At 68.4% G+C, this 16,369-nt stretch carries 15 protein-coding genes; 7 read left to right on the top strand and 8 right to left on the bottom strand.

Going from position 1 to position 16,369, the window contains the following annotated elements:
* Nucleotides 1-27 precede the first annotated feature (27 nt).
* Together FHQ07_RS06850 and FHQ07_RS06845 are read left to right on the top strand one after the other, a co-directional pair.
* Entirely contained in the window at nt 28-1,350 is a 1,323-nt protein-coding gene (locus tag FHQ07_RS06850; protein ID WP_139716107.1) for a tryptophan--tRNA ligase, read from the top strand.
* Complete coding sequence (locus tag FHQ07_RS06845; protein WP_338419636.1) at nt 1,347-1,658, top strand: hypothetical protein; 312 nt, start codon at nt 1,347-1,349, stop codon at nt 1,656-1,658. Before FHQ07_RS06850 ends, FHQ07_RS06845 begins: the two co-directional genes overlap by 4 nt.
* Here FHQ07_RS06845 and FHQ07_RS06840 read toward each other — a convergent pair whose 3' ends face one another.
* From FHQ07_RS06840 to FHQ07_RS06815, 6 genes are all read right to left on the bottom strand, one after another.
* The gene (locus FHQ07_RS06840) at nt 1,659-2,045 is read right to left on the bottom strand and encodes a VOC family protein (RefSeq protein ID WP_139716106.1); all 387 of its coding nucleotides are present in this window, start codon (nt 2,043-2,045) and stop codon (nt 1,659-1,661) included. It lies immediately after the preceding gene.
* A complete protein-coding gene (locus FHQ07_RS06835) occupies nt 2,042-2,413 on the bottom strand; it encodes a VOC family protein (protein WP_139716105.1) in 372 nt (123 codons plus the stop codon). The genes FHQ07_RS06840 and FHQ07_RS06835 overlap by 4 nt, the downstream gene beginning before the upstream one ends.
* A gap of 2 nt (nt 2,414-2,415) precedes the next feature.
* A complete protein-coding gene (locus tag FHQ07_RS06830; RefSeq protein ID WP_139716104.1) occupies nt 2,416-3,750 on the bottom strand; it encodes a dihydrolipoamide acetyltransferase family protein in 1,335 nt (444 codons plus the stop codon).
* A gap of 9 nt (nt 3,751-3,759) precedes the next feature.
* Complete coding sequence (locus tag FHQ07_RS06825; protein WP_139716103.1) at nt 3,760-4,749, bottom strand: alpha-ketoacid dehydrogenase subunit beta; 990 nt, start codon at nt 4,747-4,749, stop codon at nt 3,760-3,762.
* Nucleotides 4,746-5,819: a pyruvate dehydrogenase (acetyl-transferring) E1 component subunit alpha gene (gene pdhA, locus FHQ07_RS06820; RefSeq protein ID WP_139716102.1), complete on the bottom strand. Its 1,074-nt coding sequence runs from the start codon at nt 5,817-5,819 to the stop codon at nt 4,746-4,748. The genes FHQ07_RS06825 and pdhA overlap by 4 nt, the downstream gene beginning before the upstream one ends.
* 194 nt (nt 5,820-6,013) lie before the next feature.
* Nucleotides 6,014-9,256 carry a Calx-beta domain-containing protein gene (locus FHQ07_RS06815; protein WP_168191493.1) on the bottom strand — a complete coding sequence of 1,081 codons (3,243 nt, stop codon included), beginning with the start codon at nt 9,254-9,256 and terminating at the stop codon, nt 6,014-6,016.
* Between the two features lie 119 nt (nt 9,257-9,375).
* Here FHQ07_RS06815 and FHQ07_RS06810 point away from each other — a divergent pair, with 119 nt between their 5' ends.
* Complete coding sequence (locus FHQ07_RS06810) at nt 9,376-10,260, top strand: tryptophan 2,3-dioxygenase (RefSeq protein ID WP_139716100.1); 885 nt, start codon at nt 9,376-9,378, stop codon at nt 10,258-10,260.
* A 148-nt stretch (nt 10,261-10,408) separates the two neighbouring features.
* The gene (locus tag FHQ07_RS06805) at nt 10,409-11,905 is read left to right on the top strand and encodes a peptide MFS transporter (protein ID WP_139716099.1); all 1,497 of its coding nucleotides are present in this window, start codon (nt 10,409-10,411) and stop codon (nt 11,903-11,905) included.
* A gap of 57 nt (nt 11,906-11,962) precedes the next feature.
* Here the strand turns inward: FHQ07_RS06805 and FHQ07_RS06800 are convergent, their stop codons facing one another.
* Nucleotides 11,963-12,802: a helix-turn-helix domain-containing protein gene (locus tag FHQ07_RS06800; RefSeq protein WP_139716098.1), complete on the bottom strand. Its 840-nt coding sequence runs from the start codon at nt 12,800-12,802 to the stop codon at nt 11,963-11,965.
* A gap of 90 nt (nt 12,803-12,892) precedes the next feature.
* On the opposite strand from FHQ07_RS06800, the gene FHQ07_RS06795 reads away from it, so the two are divergent.
* Nucleotides 12,893-13,351 (top strand): DUF6265 family protein, encoded by a 459-nt coding sequence (locus FHQ07_RS06795; RefSeq protein ID WP_139716097.1) that lies wholly within the window; start codon nt 12,893-12,895, stop codon nt 13,349-13,351.
* A gap of 10 nt (nt 13,352-13,361) precedes the next feature.
* On the opposite strand, the gene FHQ07_RS06790 is transcribed toward FHQ07_RS06795, so the two are convergent.
* Nucleotides 13,362-13,859 (bottom strand): MarR family winged helix-turn-helix transcriptional regulator, encoded by a 498-nt coding sequence (locus FHQ07_RS06790; protein WP_139716096.1) that lies wholly within the window; start codon nt 13,857-13,859, stop codon nt 13,362-13,364.
* A 66-nt stretch (nt 13,860-13,925) separates the two neighbouring features.
* Here FHQ07_RS06790 and hppD point away from each other — a divergent pair, with 66 nt between their 5' ends.
* Together hppD and hmgA are read left to right on the top strand one after the other, a co-directional pair.
* Entirely contained in the window at nt 13,926-15,011 is a 1,086-nt protein-coding gene (hppD, locus tag FHQ07_RS06785) for a 4-hydroxyphenylpyruvate dioxygenase (protein WP_139716095.1), read from the top strand.
* Between the two features lie 59 nt (nt 15,012-15,070).
* The gene (hmgA, locus tag FHQ07_RS06780) at nt 15,071-16,360 is read left to right on the top strand and encodes a homogentisate 1,2-dioxygenase (RefSeq protein WP_139716094.1); all 1,290 of its coding nucleotides are present in this window, start codon (nt 15,071-15,073) and stop codon (nt 16,358-16,360) included.
* The last annotated feature ends 9 nt before the right edge of the window (nt 16,361-16,369 follow it).

Here is a 16,369-nt window from a genome sequence, read left to right as displayed (position 1 = left end):
GCGCCGCATGAATCGCCAGCACCCCGCATGAGCAAGACCCGCGTCCTCACCGGCATCACCACCTCCGGCACCCCGCACCTCGGCAACTACGTCGGCGCCATCCGCCCGGCGATTGCCGCCTCGCGCGCGCCGGACGCGGAGAGCTTCTACTTCCTCGCCGACTACCACAGCCTGATCAAGGCGCAGGATCCGGCGCGCACCCAGCGTTCGACGCTGGAGATCGCCGCGGCCTGGCTGGCCTGCGGGCTCGATCCCGACAAGGTCTGGTTCTACCGGCAGTCGGACGTGCCGGAGATCCCGGAGCTGACCTGGCTGCTGACCTGCGTGGCCGGCAAGGGCATCCTCAACCGCGCGCATGCCTACAAGGCGGCGGTGGACAAGAACCGTGCCGAGGGCGAGGACGACGATGCCGGCATCACCGCCGGGCTGTTCATGTACCCGGTGCTGATGGCCGCCGACATCCTGCTGTTCAACGCGCACAAGGTGCCGGTCGGCCGCGACCAGGTGCAGCACATCGAGATGGCGCGCGACTTCGGCCAGCGCTTCAACCACGTTTATGGCGACGAATATTTCGTGCTGCCGGAAGCGGCGGTGGACGACTTTGTTGCGACCTTGCCCGGCCTCGACGGACGCAAGATGAGCAAGAGCTACGACAACACCATCCCGATGTTCGCGCCGCGTGCGGAACTGAAGAAGCTGATCGCCGGCATCCTCACCGACTCGCGCATGCCGGGCGAGCCGAAGGACACCGAAGGTTCGGCGCTGTTCCAGTTTTACCAGGCGTTCGCCAGCAAGGAACAGACCGCGGCGTTCGCGCAGGCGTTCGCCGACGGCATCGGCTGGGGCGATGCCAAGCAGCAGTTGTTCGAGCGCATCGATGCCGAAGTCGCGCCGCTGCGCGAGAAGTACGAGGCGCTGATGGCGAAGCCGGACGAGATCGAGGCGATCCTGCGCGACGGCGCCGCGCGCCTGCGTGCCGCGCACGCAACGCCGGCGCTGCTGCGCCTGCGTGAGGCGGTGGGCCTGCGCGACCTGTCGCAGGCCGCGACCGTCGAAGCGAAGTCGGCGAAGAAAGCGGCGGACGCCACGTTGCCTGCGTTCAAGCAATACCGCGACGCCGACGGCAAGTTCTATTTCAAGCTGGTGCAGGGCGAGCGCGTTTTGCTGCAGAGCGTGGGCTTCGCCTCGCCGCGCGACGCCGGCCAGCGCATCGCCGCGATCAAGTCGGGCGAAATCGGCGACGGCGCCAGCGATTTCTCGCTCGGCGAGGGCGTGACCGACGAGGACGTGAATGCGGCGCTGGCCGCCTTCGTCGCCGCGCAGCTGGAAGGCGAGGCCGGCAAGGCGTGAACAACGTCGCCGCGATGCCCGCGCTGGCGCTGGTCCTGTTCGCGCCGTGGTTCCTGATCCTGGCCGCGTTGTACTGGCTGTATCCGCGCCAGCCGCGCAACGTCGCGCGCGCGCGCTTCGATTCGGCCGCCTTGCTGCTGGCGTTTGCGGCCTGCCTGGCCAGCCTGTACTGGAGCTTCGGTTTCGCCGACCGCAGCCACGGCCAGCTGTGGCCGCAGATCCTGGCGACTTCGGTCGGTTACGGCGTGTTCCTGGCGGTGCTCACGACGGCGTTCTTCCTGCGCCGCAAGCTGCTGGCGAGCGCCTGATCAATCCCAGGTCTTCGGCGCCGCGCCGCGCTCGGGATATTTCATCCTGACCACGCAGAAGCGCTGCCCGGTCGGCGCTTCCATCACCCACCAGCGCTTCACGAAGGCGATCTTCCTCGCCCCGAGTCTCTGCAGGCGATCCGCTTCGGCATCGATGTCGTCCGCCTCGATGTCGAGGTGCACGCGCGACGGATGCTCGACCTTCTGCACTTCGATGTGCAGGTCGCCGGGCGTGTCGCCGAGCATCTGGTATTCCGCGGTCTCGTCGCCGGCAGCGCGGTCGGCGATGCGGCAGCCCAGCGCCTGCGCCCAGAAATCGGCGGCGGCATCGAGGTCGTCGGTCTTGCAGTCGCTGATGAAGCCGGACAGGCGGCTGCGATGGCTCATGGCGCAGCCTCCCTGGCGATCGGCTGGCCGAATTGCAGCAGGAAGCCGTTGCAGTCGTAGATCGCGAATTCGCGCATGCCGTAAGCGAAATCCTCGATCGGATAGCAGACGCGCGCGGCGCCCTGCAGCCGCGACCACCAGCCGTCGACATCGTCGCAGCGCAGGTACAGCGAGCCGGTGAACGCGGGCGCGGCGTCGCCTTCGTGCGCGTTGAAGGCGGACAGCATCAACGCGATGCCGTCGCGCTGCAGCGTGGCCCAGCCTGTGCTGCCATCTTCATCGCTGCGGAAGCCGAGCACCTCGCGGTACCACGCCAGCGCCGCCGGTACGTCCGGCACCCGCAGCATCGGCACCAGCGCCCGCAGCATCGTCAGCTCGGCTGGGCGAGGTCGTCCAGCAGCGCGGCGAGGAAGCGTGCCGCCTCGCCGCCGGTGCAGGCGCGGTGGTCGAAGGTCAGCGAGATCGGCATGCGCCGGTGCACTTCGATGCCGCCCATCACCGCGACCACGTCGTGCGACAGCTTGCCGGCACCGACGATCGCCACGCACGGCGGCACCACCACCGGCGTCGCGTAGCGGCCGGCGAGCATGCCGAAGTTGCTGAGCGAGATGGTGTAGCCGCTGAGTTCGCCGGAGGGGATCGAACGATCCTCGACCTGCGCGCGCAGGCGCTTGATCGCGGCGCGCACGCCGCCGGCATCCAGCATGTCGGCATTGCGCAGCGCGGGCACGAACAGGCCGTCGTCGGTGTCCACCGCGATGCCGATGTCGACGTGCGGGTGCAGGGTGCGGGTGAGGTTGGCGCCGTCGAACCAGGCGTTGAGCGCGGGTACCGCCTTGCAGGCGGCGACGATGGCGCGGACCAGCCGTGCGGTGATGTCCTGGCGACCGCTCCAGGCGTGCAGGTCGGCGTCATCGACCAGCGTGGTCGGCACCACCTGCGCGTGCGCATCGGCCATGACGCGGGCCATGTTGCGGCGCACGCCCTTGAGTTGTTCCGGCTGGCCGGTCGCGGCCACGCCCGGCGGCTGGGTGCGCATCGGCTTGCCGCTTTGCGAGAGCGTGCTGCGCGATGCGGGGACGGGTGCGGGTGCGGCGACAGGTGCGGCCGCGATTTGCGCGCCGGCACGAGCAGGCGCAGCGCCCGGTTTGGCCGAACCGTCGGCCGCGGCGCGCTTCACGTCGTCCATCGTCACCGTGCCGTCGGCGCCGCTGGGCGCGACGCGGGCGATATCGACGCCGAGCTTGCGCGCCATCGCGCGCACCGCCGGCATCGCCTTGACCCCGCCGACCGCGACCGCGGCCTGCGTGACGACCGCATCGCCGACCTGCATCGCGCCGACCACGGTGCCGGCATCGCCGTCCGCTTTCGCGGCAGGTGCGGGCGCGGCGGCCGGCTTCGGTGTGTCGTGCGACGGGCCGTGGTGGTGGCCGGTGTCCTGGCCTTCCGCGCGCTGCGGCAGGTTGGGATCGACCTCGAACTCGGCCAGCATCGTGCCGGTGACGATGATGTCGCCCGCCGCGCCGGCGAGCTTCAGCACCTTGCCGCTGACCGGCGAGGGCACGTCGACCACCGCCTTGGCGGTTTCCATCGACACCAGGTTGTCGTCCAGGCGGATGGTGTCGCCTTCCTTGACGTACCACTCGACGATGGTCGCGTCCGGCAGGCCTTCGCCGAGGTCGGGGAGCAGGAATTTCTTCGACATGCGGGGTCCTTACGAATGCGCCATCGCGCGCTTGGCGGCGGCGATGATCTTGTCGGTGCTCGGCAGGTACTTCATTTCCAGCCGGAACAGCGGGATGTGGGTGTCGTAGCCGGTGACGCGCTCGACCGGGGCGACCAGGTCGAACATGCATTCCTCGGCGCAGCGCGCGGCGACTTCGGCGCCGAAGCCGGCGGTCTTCGCCGCTTCGTGCACGATCACGCAGCGGCCGGTCTTGGCGATCGATTCGGCGATGGTGGCGAAGTCCAGCGGCTTGAGCGTGGCGACGTCGATCACTTCCGCGCTGATGCCGTCGGCGGCGAGTTTCTCGGCGGCTTCCAGCGTTTCCTTGACCTGCGCGCCCCACGTGACCAGGGTGACATCGGAGCCGTCGCGCAGCACGTAGCAGACGTCCAGCGGCAGCGCCTCGCCATCGTCCGGCACCAGTTCCTTGTACTGCCGGTAGATGCGCTTGGGTTCCATGTAGATCACCGGATCCGGGTCGCGGATCGCGGCCAGCAGCAGGCCGTAGGCGCGCTGCGGCGACGACGGCATCACCACGCGCAACCCCGGCACGTTGGTGAAGATGGATTCGTTGGCTTCCGAATGATGTTCCGGCGCGCGGATGCCGCCGCCCCACGGCACGCGCAGCACCATCGGGCAGGTCAGGCGGCCGCGGGTGCGGTAGCGCATGCGCGCGGCGTGGCAGACGATGAAATCGACCATCGGGTACATGAAGCCGTCGAACTGCGCCTCGGCGACGGGCTTCATGCCTTGCGAGGCCATGCCGACGGTGAGGCCGGCGATGGTGGTCTCGTCCAGCGGCGTATCGAGGATGCGCTCGGGGCCGAAGGTGGCGGACAGGCCGGCGGTGGCGCGGAACACGCCGCCGTTGACGCCGACGTCCTCGCCCAGCACGACCACGCTGTTGTCGTTGCGCAATTCATAGGCCAGCGCCTGGGTGATCGCCTCGATCAATGCAATCGGTTGCGCCTCGCTCATGCCCGGCCCTCCGCGGCGATGGCCTGTTCGCGTTGTGCGAGCACCTCGGCCGGCATGTCGCCGTACAGGTAATCGAACATCGCCTCCACCGGCTGCACCGGGGTTTCGAGGTAGGCATTGATCTCGACATCGACCAACTTGCCGCACTCTTCCACCCAAGTTTTTTCCTGTTCCTCGTCCCACAACTTCTGGTCGGTGAGGAACTTGCGCAGGCGCAGGAACGGTTCCTTCAGCCATGCCGCCTTCACTTCGTCCTCGCCGCGGTAACGGCGCGCATCGTCGGCGGTGGTGTGGTCGTGCAGGCGATAGGTCATGAACTCGATCACGCTGCCGCCCTCGCCGTTGCGCGCGCGTTCGTGCGCGCGGCGCATCGCTTCCAGTACCGCGACCAGGTCGTTGCCGTCCACCTGCAGGCAGGCCAGGCCGCCGGCCAGGCCCTTCTGCGCCAGCGTCTGCGCGCCGGTCTGCGCCTTGCGCGGCACACTGATCGCCCAGCCGTTGTTGATCACGCACAGCACCACCGGCAACGAGTACGCGCCGGCGGAATTCACCGCGGCGTAGAAATCGGTCTTCGACGAGCCGCCGTCGCCGCAGGTCGCCACCGCGACGCGTTTTTCGCCGCGCAGCTTGAACGCCAGCGCGGCGCCTGCGGCCATCAGGCATTGGGTGGAGATCGGCACGCACCACGGGTAGTCGTTGCGCGGGCCTTCGAAATCGTTGCCGCGCTCGTCGCCGCCCCAGTACAGCAGCACCTCGCGCGGGCGCACGCCGCGCATGAACTGCGCGCCGTACTCGCGGTAGCTGGGCGCGAACACGTCTTCCGGCTGCATCGAGGCGCCGATGCCGACGTGGGTGGCCTCGTGGCCCAGGCAGGCGGCGTAGGTGCCGAGCTTGCCGGTGCGCTGTAGGGCGATCGCCTTGCTGTCGAAGGTGCGCACGAACAGCATCTGCTTGAACAGCGGCAACAGCGCTTCGGCATTGGGCACGGCCGCAGGAAGCGGGGCGGCCAGGGTGCCGTCCGGCTTGAGGTATTGCAGGTATTCGATCTCGAAACTGGCCGCCAGGGTCATGCGTGTTCCCGCGTCTGCGAATGTTGCGGATGATACGGTCGGCGGGTTAATCGGCCGTTGCGCGCTGCAAAAAAACGCCAGGCGCATCGCCGGACGGCGCGCCGGCGACGGTCTGCCGGCGGCGGTTGCGGATGTCGGGCAAAAAAGAAGGCGCGGCCGGAGCCGCGCCTTCGGGGTGCCTCCGGATCGAGCGATCAGGGCAGCACGAGTTCCACGCTGTTGTCGCCGGAGATCGGGTCGGACAGCACGGTCGCCTGCGCCTTCAGGCGGATGACGTCGGTGCTGGCGAAACGGACCCGCGGGCGGACGTCGACGGTGAAGGACAGGGTGGCCCCGGCCGGGATCGGCTTGCCGGCGGTGCACAGGAACGAGGCATCGCCGAGGCGCTGGCAGCTCCAGCCAGACGGCGCGCCGACGGTGGCGATCGAATTGGCGGGGATCTCCATGTCGATGCGCACCTGGGCGCCGGCGATCGCGATCCCAGCGTTGTTGCGCAGGCTGAGCGTGTTGAACGCGCCGCGGGTGCTGAAGTTGCGGCTGGTCCATGCCAGCGACAGGTCGGCGCTGAGCGGGCGCACCACGCCGATGGTCAGGCGCACCGGATCGTGGTCGGACACGCGCAGCGGCGGGTTCAGCGCGGTGTACGGCAGGGAGAACTCGCCGTAGTGGGCCACGCGGAAGTCCGCGTTGATGCGCGCGTGCTCGACGCTGAGCCCGGTGACCGCCGGGTCGTTGACCAGGGCTTCGTTCACCACCGCGTGGTCCAGGGTCTGTGCATTGCCTTCGAACACGTAGGAATAGCGCTGGGCGGGATCGGCCACCAGTTCGTCGCCCAACACCAGCGGGGTCGCCACCGGGCTGGTGCGGTACTCGATGACCTGGTCTTCGGGCGCGGCGTTGCCGGTGATGATGCCCATCGAATCGACGTAGCCGTCGTTGAACGGGAAGGCGTTGAAGTCGCCGACCAGCACGATCTTCTCGCTCGGGTTGGCGGTCTGCAGGCCGTCGATCACGTTGCCGAGGAACATCGCCTGCTCGGCGCGCTTGTAGCGCACGCGGCCGTCGGCCGGATCGTCGTTGCCGTTCAGCGAGCGCAGGTGGTTGATGATCACGGTCAGCGGATAGCGGCGGCCGTCGGTGAAGTTCACCGCGGCGCGCAGCACCAGCGACGGACGGTCGTTCAGCAGCGACGAGGTGCAGCCCGCGTCGGCCGGGTTGCAGCCCAGCGGGGTGGTGCCGTAGCGGGTGTCCTTGCCGACCTGGGCGATCGAAGTCACCGCCACCCGCGACACGCCGGTGCGCACCGCGCGGGTGCTGAGCAGGAAGCCCACGTCGATGCCGCCGACGTCGTTGCCTTCGATCAGGTACGGCGCGTAGGCCGGGGCGCTGGCGCAGTTGCCGTTGATGTAGTTGGCGAGCTCGGTGAGGGTGGCGAGGTTCTCGACTTCGACCACGCCCAGGATGTCCGGCGCCTTCACCCAGTCGCAGATCGCCGCGCCGGTCTTGGCCAGGCGGTTGGCGAAGGCGGCGGGAGTCAGTACCGGTTCGCCGATGGCCGGATCGTTGACGGTGTCGAAGAAGCGCTGCAGGTTGAAGCCGCCGACGGTGATGTCGTTGGCGCCGGCGGTGCTGACCGCGGACGCGGTGGCGGTGCCGATCACCGGCGGGTTGGCGAGGTCGTACAGCAGTTCCCAGGAATCGCCGAAGTAGGTCAGCACGCCGGCCAGGTTGGTGACCGTGGCGCCGGCGTCCGCGACCAGGCGGGTGCCGGCCAGCGGGAACGCCTTGATGCGCTCCTGGTTCGCGTCGAAGTAGGGGATGGTGGCCTGCTTCGCCGGCGGCACCGGGAACGGATCGAGGATGCTCAGGCCTTCTTCGCGCAGCGGGCGCGGCACGCCGGCGACCACGAACTCGAACGCGCTGTTGGAGTCGCTGGAGGTGGCGCTGGCTTCGTTGATGTTGCCGTCGGTCTGCGCGGTGACCACGCCCGAGGCGACGCTGACGCGCATGCCTTCCAGGCGCTCAAGGGTGGAAGGCAGGCTGTCGGGTGCGGCCAGGGTGGCCGGGATCTCGAAGGCCGCCGGCAGCGGGTTGCCGGTCGTCAGCACGCCGACGCTGGGCGACACCAGCTCGGTGGTCGGGGTGGCGCTGCTGCCGGAGAACTCGCTGACGGTGGCGGTGACGCGGGCGCGGTCGCCCACGTTGACCATGCCCGGCACCGCCGAGGTGAACACGAAGATGCCTTCCGAGGTGGCGGGGTCGGCGTCGACGTCGGCATCGGCCGCTTGCAGGAAGAAGCCGTTGCCGCGCTTGGCGGTGACCACGCCTTCGGCCATCACCAGTTGTCCGTTCATCGGCGACAGTTCGCCGTTGCCCTGGATGTCGTGGATGGCGGTGATGACGATGTCGTCGTTGCTGATGGTGCCGGTGCCGCTGGCGTCGGCGATGCTGGCATTGGCCGACGGATTGCTCAGGGCGACCAGGAAGGTCTCGTTGATCTCCAGCGCGGTGTCGCCGAGCACGGGCACGGTGATCGTCGTGCTGGTGCTGCCGGCGGTGATCGTCGCGGTGCCGCTGGTCGCGGTGAAATCGACGCCCGAGGTGGCCGAGTCGCTGCTGGTGGCGTAATCGACGGTGACGTTGGCCGCCGCGGCCGCGCTGAGCGCGATGGTGAAGGTGAAGTTGGTGGTGCCGCTGTTGCCTTCGTCCGCGGTGACGTCGTTGATCGACAGCGACGGCAGGGGCGCACCGGCGACGGTGATCGAGAAGTCGTCGACGGCCAGGCCGTCGTCGGCGCCGGTGGCATCGACATCGTTCCAGCGCACGCAGAAGGTCGCGCCGTTGGCGATCGACACGCTGCTGACGGTGCTGCTGATCGCCGTGCGGTTGGCGGCGCCGTTGCCGTTCTTCACGCCGATGGTGCCGGTGTCGGGACTGCTGAAATCCAGCGCGTCGACGTCGGTCCAGGTGCCGGTGGTCAGCGAGGTCGCGTTGAGGCTGTACTGGAAGTCGATGCGGTCGGCGCGCCCGGTGGTACCGAGGCGCCACTGCTCGCCGGTGTAGGCCACCGCGAAGCTGCTCAGGGCGGCGCCGGTGCCATTCGTGAAGCAGGCGCCGAACACCGGGACCAGGCTGCCGCTGCGCAGGCCGCCGAAGGCGCGGTCGGTGCTGCCTGCTGCGCCGTAGCTGTAGGTGTCGCCGGTGTTGCTGCTGCCGGTATCGACCGCGTATTGCTCGTTGTCGCGCGCGCCGCCGCCGGTCTCGGTCATCTGCCAACCGATCGGGAACGCGGTATTGGTCGTGCTGCCGGCGGTGTTCGACAGCGTGTCGAAATTCTGGGAGTAGGTGCCGCCGGTCAGGTTGGCCTGCGCCTGCACCGCGAACGGCGCGGACAAGGCCAAGCCCATCAGCGCCAGGCGCTGCAGAAGTCGTTTCATCGTGGTTCCCCAAGTTGCCGCGAACCGGCCCCCGGCTCGCGTCCCGCGATTGTGCTGCATTTCCGTGACGGTTGCGTGGCGATGGGGCGGGAGGCCGGCCACCATGCGAAAATCCGCGCATGGCCATCGAAAACAACCAGCGCGACCTCGAATCCGGCATCCACACCGACCTGAATGGGCGGCTGACCTATGGCGGCTACCTGCAACTGCCGACCTTGCTGTCGGCGCAGCGGCCCTTGTCGAACCCGCCGCACCACGACGAGATGCTGTTCATCATCCAGCACCAGACCAGCGAGCTGTGGCTGAAGCTGCTGATCCACGAACTGACCGCCGCGGTCGGCCACCTGCGCAACGACCGGGTCTGGCAGTTCGGCAAGGTGGTGGCCCGCTGCAAGCGGGTGCTGGACCAGCTGACCGCGCAATGGTCGGTGCTGGAGACGCTGACCCCGTCCGAATACATGGAATTCCGCGACATCCTCGGCCCCTCGTCCGGGTTCCAGTCGCTGCAGTACCGCACCGTCGAATTCCTGATGGGCAACAAGAACGCGGCGATGCTGAAGGTGTTCGCGCACGATGCGGCCGGCCATGCCGCGCTGGAGTCGGTGCTGCGCGCGCCCAGCCTGTACGACGAATTCCTCGCCTACCTCGCGCGCTGGGGCCACCCGGTCACCGCCGACCACCTGCTGCGCGACTGGTCGCAGCCGCATGTGCTGGATCCGCGGCTGGTGGGCGTGTTCGAGCGCATCTACGAGGACACCGGCCGCTACTGGCGCGAATACGCCCTCTGCGAGGACCTGGTCGACCTCGAGACCCAGTTCCAGCTGTGGCGCTTCCGCCACATGCGCACGGTGCAGCGGATCATCGGCTTCAAGCCCGGCACCGGCGGTTCCAGCGGGGTGGCGTTCCTGCGCAAGGCGCTGGAGCTGAGCTTCTTCCCGGAACTGTTCGAAGTCCGCACCGCGATCGGCCCGGGCCGCGATTACGGCGCTCCCGCCGGGCCCTGAGCCGCGCCGCTGCTGCATCGCAGCAGCTTGTCCTGAATGCGCGCGGTTTGACGTGGCTGCGCCCGGTCGGTGATCCTCCCCCGGTTCCGCGCCCGGCGCGGTGCGCGTTCCGACTTCCTTTCAACGAACCAGAGACGGGGGAAACCGCATGAGCGGTGCCGCAACTTCGACGCCGGGCCCGATCCCGGAATTCAAGCAGGTGATGGGCCATCCGCGTCCGTTGTGGATGCTGTTCATGACCGAGTTCTGGGAACGCTTCGCGTTCTACGGCATCCGCTGGGCGCTGACGCTGTACATCGTGCAGCAGTTCTACGCCGGCGGCGGCGAGGGCCAGGCGCCGGCCAGCCGCATCTACGGCGCCTACCTGGCGCTGGTGTACGCGGCGGCGATCTTCGGCGGCTACATCGCGGACCGGATCATCGGCTACCAGCGTTCGATCCTGCTCGGCGCGGTGGTGATGTCGGCCGGCCTGTTCATGATCGCGTGGCCGGACGAGACGATCTTCAAGATCGGCCTGGCCACGGTGATCGCGGGCAACGGCCTGTTCAAGCCGAACATCTCGACCATGGTCGGCAAGCTGTACGCACAGGGCGACGAGCGCCGCGATTCCGGCTTCACCCTGTTCTACATGGGCATCAACCTGGGCGCGATGTTCGCCCCGCTGCTGACCGGCTGGATGGCCGAGAACATGTTCGGCGGCACCCCGGACATGCCGACCTACAAGATCGTGTTCATCACCTCCGGCATCGGCATGCTGATCAGCCTGGTGTGGTTCTGGTTCGGCCGCCGCCAGCTGGGCGGCATCGGCCGCCCGCTCGAGGGCGACGGCGGCAAGCAGAAGGTGCTGTACGTGCTGCTGTTCTGCCTGGTCTCGGTGCCGGTCTACTACTTCCTGCTGGCGATCGACGCGGCCAAGCTGCAGGTGGTGCTGACCGCGCTGTTCCTGCTGCTGTGCGGGATGCTGTTGATGGAAGGCATCCGCGAGGGCCAGGTCGCGCGCGACCGCGCGATCGCGATGCTGATCATCTTCACCTTCAACATCCTGTTCTGGTGCTTCTTCGAGCAGGCCGGCAGCTCGTTCAACTTCCTCGCCGAGCAGATCGTCAACCGCGACTTCGGCGGCTGGATCTTCCCGGTGGGCTGGTTCCAGTCGGTCAACTCGCTGGCGATCATCACCCTGGCCCCGGTGGTGGCCTGGACCTGGATCAGGATGGGCCGCTACAACCCGTCGATCCCGCGCAAGTTCGGCATCGGCATCATCTTCAACGGCCTGGCCTTCCTGCTGCTGATGGCGGCGCTATCGGGCATGGTGGTGGCCGGCAAGATCCCGTTCTGGACGCTGTTCATGGTCTACGTGATCCAGTCGGTGGGCGAGCTGTGCCTGTCGCCGATCGGCCTGTCGATGACCACCAAGCTGGCCCCGGTGCGTCTGGTCGGTTTCGGCATGGGCGGCTGGTTCCTGTCCACCGGCATCGGCAACAACCTGTCCGGCATCTTCGCCAGCCACGCCAGCGGCGAGACCGGCATGACCACCGATTCGGCGCTGGCCAGCTATACCCAGGGTTTCTGGATCCTGATGGTCGGCGGCGTCGCGCTGTTCGTGATCGCGCCGCTGATCCAGCGCCTGATGCACGGCGTGAAATAAGCGGCTCGACGATGCGGAAACGGCGCCCGAGGGCGCCGTTTTCGTTTGCGGCGAACGCTAGCGATCCGAATGGCCGCGCACGAAGGCGGCGGCGAGCCGCAGCGTGTCATCGCCGTTGCGATCGCCGCGCAGGGCGCGCACCAATCGCGCCGGCGTGCTGCCGGTCCAGCGCAGCAGGTCGTGGGTGGCGTGGGCCTGGTCGCTGTAGCCGTGGCGGGCGGCGGCATCGGCGATGCCTGCATCTTCCGTGTCGAGCGTGGCCAACAGCGCCTGCAGGCGGCGCACGCGCGCGTACTCCTTCGGCGTCATTCCGACTGCAGCGAGGAATCGCGTCTGCAGCGTGCGCACGCCGATGCCGAGTCGTGTCGCCAGGTCGGCGATGCGCAAGTCGCCTTCGGCGGCATCGAGGGTTGCCGCCGCGCGTTCGATCAACGCATCGGGCGCGAACGCGGCGCAGCGCGGACGCAGCAGTCCCCACAACGGTTCCGGGGAATCCGTCGTCGCGCTTGCACGCGCCGCCTGTTCGAAGGCGCGGGCGAATGCGGGGTCCAGTGCGTGCAGGTCCGGCGCGTGGTCGCGCAGCCCGGGCAAGCGCGCGCCCGCGATCAAGCCGCTGCAGGCCGGCATCAACCGCAAGCCGATGCAGTGCACCGCGCCCGTCGCCTGCAGGCGGATCGGACCGCGTTGCTGCGCGGCGAAGCAGAACGCCTGGTCGGCGCGGATCGCGCCATCCGCGCCGTGGAAGCGCAGCGGCACGCCGAGTTCGGCCAGCAGTTCGCAACGGCCATCGGGGTACACGACCTGCACCTCGTCGCCGGGCGCGTCGTCGCGCAGCACCCACAGGCATTGCAGGTGCCGGCGCAGGTCTTGCGGGGCGGGATGCTCGACGTACTCCATGCGCGGCATCCAACCGCGCGCTGCGCGTTTTTACAAGCTTCGCCGCGCGACCCGCACTAGCGTGCCGGCATCCACCAACGGAGACGCGACATGCGACTGGAACAAGCATTGCTGGGCATCGGCCTGGGCCTGTGCGCGAATGCGGCCGTGGCCGCGGGGCCCGGGTTCGACTGGCTGGCGGGGCACTGGTGCAGCAGCGACGATGGCCGCCAGGTCGACGAGGTGTGGTTGCCGGAAGCCGGCGGTGCGCTGCTGGGCATGTCGCGCACGGTGCGTGGCGGCAAGACCGAGTCGTACGAGTTCATGCGGATCGTGCCGGCGGGCGCGGGCGCTGGCTTCCATGTGCAGCCCAATGGCGTGCCGCCGACGCTGTTCGCGATCGTCGAGCGCGGCGACGGCTGGGTGCGCTTCGCCAACGCCGCGCACGATTTCCCCAACCGGATCGAATACCGGCGCGAGGGCGAGGCGTTGAAGGCGTCGATCGCCGGCCCCGGCCGCGACGGCAGGGAGATGCGGATCCCCTTCGACTACCGCCGCTGCGGAGACTGAGCCGCGCGGCTCAGTCGTGCGCGGTATCCACTTCGGCGCGCAGTTCCAGTTCGTCCAGCCGGTCCAGCAGGCGGAACAGCAGGTCGCGTTCCTCCGCCGGCATGCCGCCCAGTACGTGGCGCTCGAAGTCGAGCGCCAAGGGCGCGACCTCGTCGTACACCGCGTAGCCGGCTTCGGACAGGCGCAGCACCGAGCGGCGGCGGTCGTCGTCGTCGAACTCGCGCTCGATCCGGCCCGCGTCCAGCAGGCGCGCCACCGCGCGGCTGACCGCCACCTTGTCCATCGCCGTGCGCAGCGCGACCTTGCTGGCGGACAGGCCGGGGTAGCGGCCCAGCACCGCCATCACCCGCCATTCGGTCACGCTCAGCGCGAAGCGCTGCGAATACTCGCGGGCGATCGCGCTACTGATCCGGTTGGACAGCACGCTGAGCCGGTACGGCAGGAAATGCTCGAGGTCGAGCTCGGCGTGGGGGTGTCCGGCGGGCCTGGGTTTGCGGGATCGGGTCATCGGTGCGCTGCCGCTTGAGATGGTTGCATTTGAAACTATAATGGGCGACCACCGGAGGAACCGCCCATGAGCGCCCAGCCCAATCTTGGCATGCAAGTCACCACGTTCGAGAACCCGATGGGGATCGACGGCTTCGAATTCGTCGAATTCGCCGCGCCCGCCGGCCAGGGCGAGGCCATGCACGCCTACCTGCGCAGCATGGGCTTCAGCGCGACCAAGCGCCACAAGACCCGCGCGATCACCCTGTACCGCCAGGGCGGGGTGAATTTCCTGCTCAACGAGCAGCCGGATTCGTTCGCCGCCGATTTCGCCGCCGCGCACGGCCCGTCCGCCTGCGGCTTCGCGATCCGCTTCCACACGCCGATCGCCGAAGTGCTGGCCACCGTGATCGGCAACGGCGGCGAGGCGATCGAGGCCAAGGCCGACACCCGCGCGATCGACGCGCCGGTGGTGAAGGGCATCGGCGACTGCATGCTGTACCTGGTCGACGCCAACGCGACCGACGTCTATGCCGACTACGTCGCCATCGAGGGCGCGCAGCAGGACCCGCAGGGCTTCGGCCTGACCTTCATCGACCACCTGACCCACAACCTGTACTTCGGCAACATGCAGAAGTGGTCGGACTACTACGAGAAGTTGTTCAACTTCCGCGAGATCCGCTACTTCGACATCAAGGGCGCCAAGACCGGCCTGGTGAGCAAGGCGATGACCGCGCCGGACGGCATCGTGCGCATCCCGCTCAACGAATCCAGCGACCCGAAGTCGCAGATCAACGAATACCTCGACGCCTACCGGGGCGAAGGCATCCAGCACATCGCGCTGTTCACCGACGACATCTATTCGACGGTGGAGGCGATGCGCGCGGCGGGCGTCGAATTCCTCGATACCCCGGACACCTACTTCGAGGTGATCGACCTGCGCGTGCCGGACCACGGCGAGGACGTGCCGCGCCTCGCGAAGAACAAGATCCTGATCGATGCAGACCCGGAAACGCACCAGCGCAAGCTGCTGCAGATCTTCACCCAGAACGCGTTCGGGCCGATCTTCTTCGAGATCATCCAGCGCAAGGGCAACGAAGGTTTCGGCGAAGGCAATTTCCAGGCGCTGTTCGAGAGCATCGAGCGCGACCAGATGAAGCGCGGCGTGCTCTGACCCAGGCGCGCCAACCGCCACCGCATAACCGGCGGGCGTGCCCGCCTCACGGACTTCCGATGCAATCGAACGGTTACCAGAGTGGTTTCGGCAACGAGTTCGCCAGCGAGGCGCTGCCCGGCACCCTGCCGGAAGGACGCAATTCGCCGCAGCGCGTGGCGCACGGCCTGTACGCGGAGCAGCTCAGCGGCACCGCGTTCACCGCGCCGCGCCACCAGAACCGGCGCAGCTGGCTGTACCGGATCCGCCCGGCGGCGATGCACGGACCGTTCGAACTGCTGCCGCAGGCGAACCTGCACAACGACTTCGACACCGGCCCAGTGACGCCCGACCAGCTGCGCTGGAGCCCGCTGCCGCTGCCGGAAGCGCCGACCGATTTCGTCGCTGGCCTGGTCACGATGGCGGGCAACGGCTCGCCGTCCGCGCAGTCCGGCATCGGCATCCACCTGTACGCGGCCAACCGCGACATGCAGGGCCGCTATTTCTACGATGCCGACGGCGAATTGCTGATCGTGCCGCAGCAGGGCCGCCTGCACATCGAGACCGAACTCGGCGTGCTCGACGTGGAACCGCAGGAGATCGCGGTGATCCCGCGCGGCATCCGCTTCCGCGTCGCGCTGCCGGACGGACCCTCGCGCGGCTATGTCTGCGAGAACTTCGGCGCGTTCATGCGCATCCCGGACCTGGGCCCGATCGGCAGCAACGGCCTGGCCAACCCGCGCGATTTCCTCACCCCGAATGCGGCGTATGAAGACATCGAAGGCGACTTCGAGCTGATCGCCAAGTTCCAGGGCCACCTGTGGCGCGCGGCGATCGGCCATTCGCCGCTCGATGTCGTCGCGTGGCACGGCAGCCACGTGCCGTACAAGTACGACCTGCGCCTGTTCAATACCATCGGTTCGATCAGCTACGACCATCCGGATCCGTCGATCTTCCTGGTGCTGACCTCGCCCAGCGACACCCCCGGCGTCGGCAACATGGATTTCGCGATCTTCCCGCCGCGGGTGCTGGTGGCGCAGGACACCTTCCGCCCGCCGTGGTTCCACCGCAACATCGCCAGCGAGTTCATGGGCCTGGTGCACGGCGCGTACGACGCCAAGGCCGAGGGCTTCGCGCCCGGCGGCTGCTCGCTGCACAACTGCATGACCGGGCACGGGCCGGATGCGGCCACGTTCGAGAAGGCCAGCGGCATCGACACCTCGAAACCGGACTACATCGCCGACACCATGGCCTTCATGTTCGAGACCCGCAACGTGATCCGGCCGACCCGCGCCGCGCTCGACGCCGCGTACCGCCAGCGCGATTACCAGGCCTGCTGGGCCGGGCTGCGCAAGCACTTCACGGCTTGATCGCGGGTG

Origin of the sequence: Thermomonas aquatica, from assembly GCF_006337105.1 — a bacterium.
GTDB classification, from domain to species: Bacteria; Pseudomonadota; Gammaproteobacteria; order Xanthomonadales; family Xanthomonadaceae; genus Thermomonas; species Thermomonas aquatica.
Note: the sequence above shows the minus strand (reverse complement) of the source record. Positions and strands in the feature narration are given on the sequence as shown.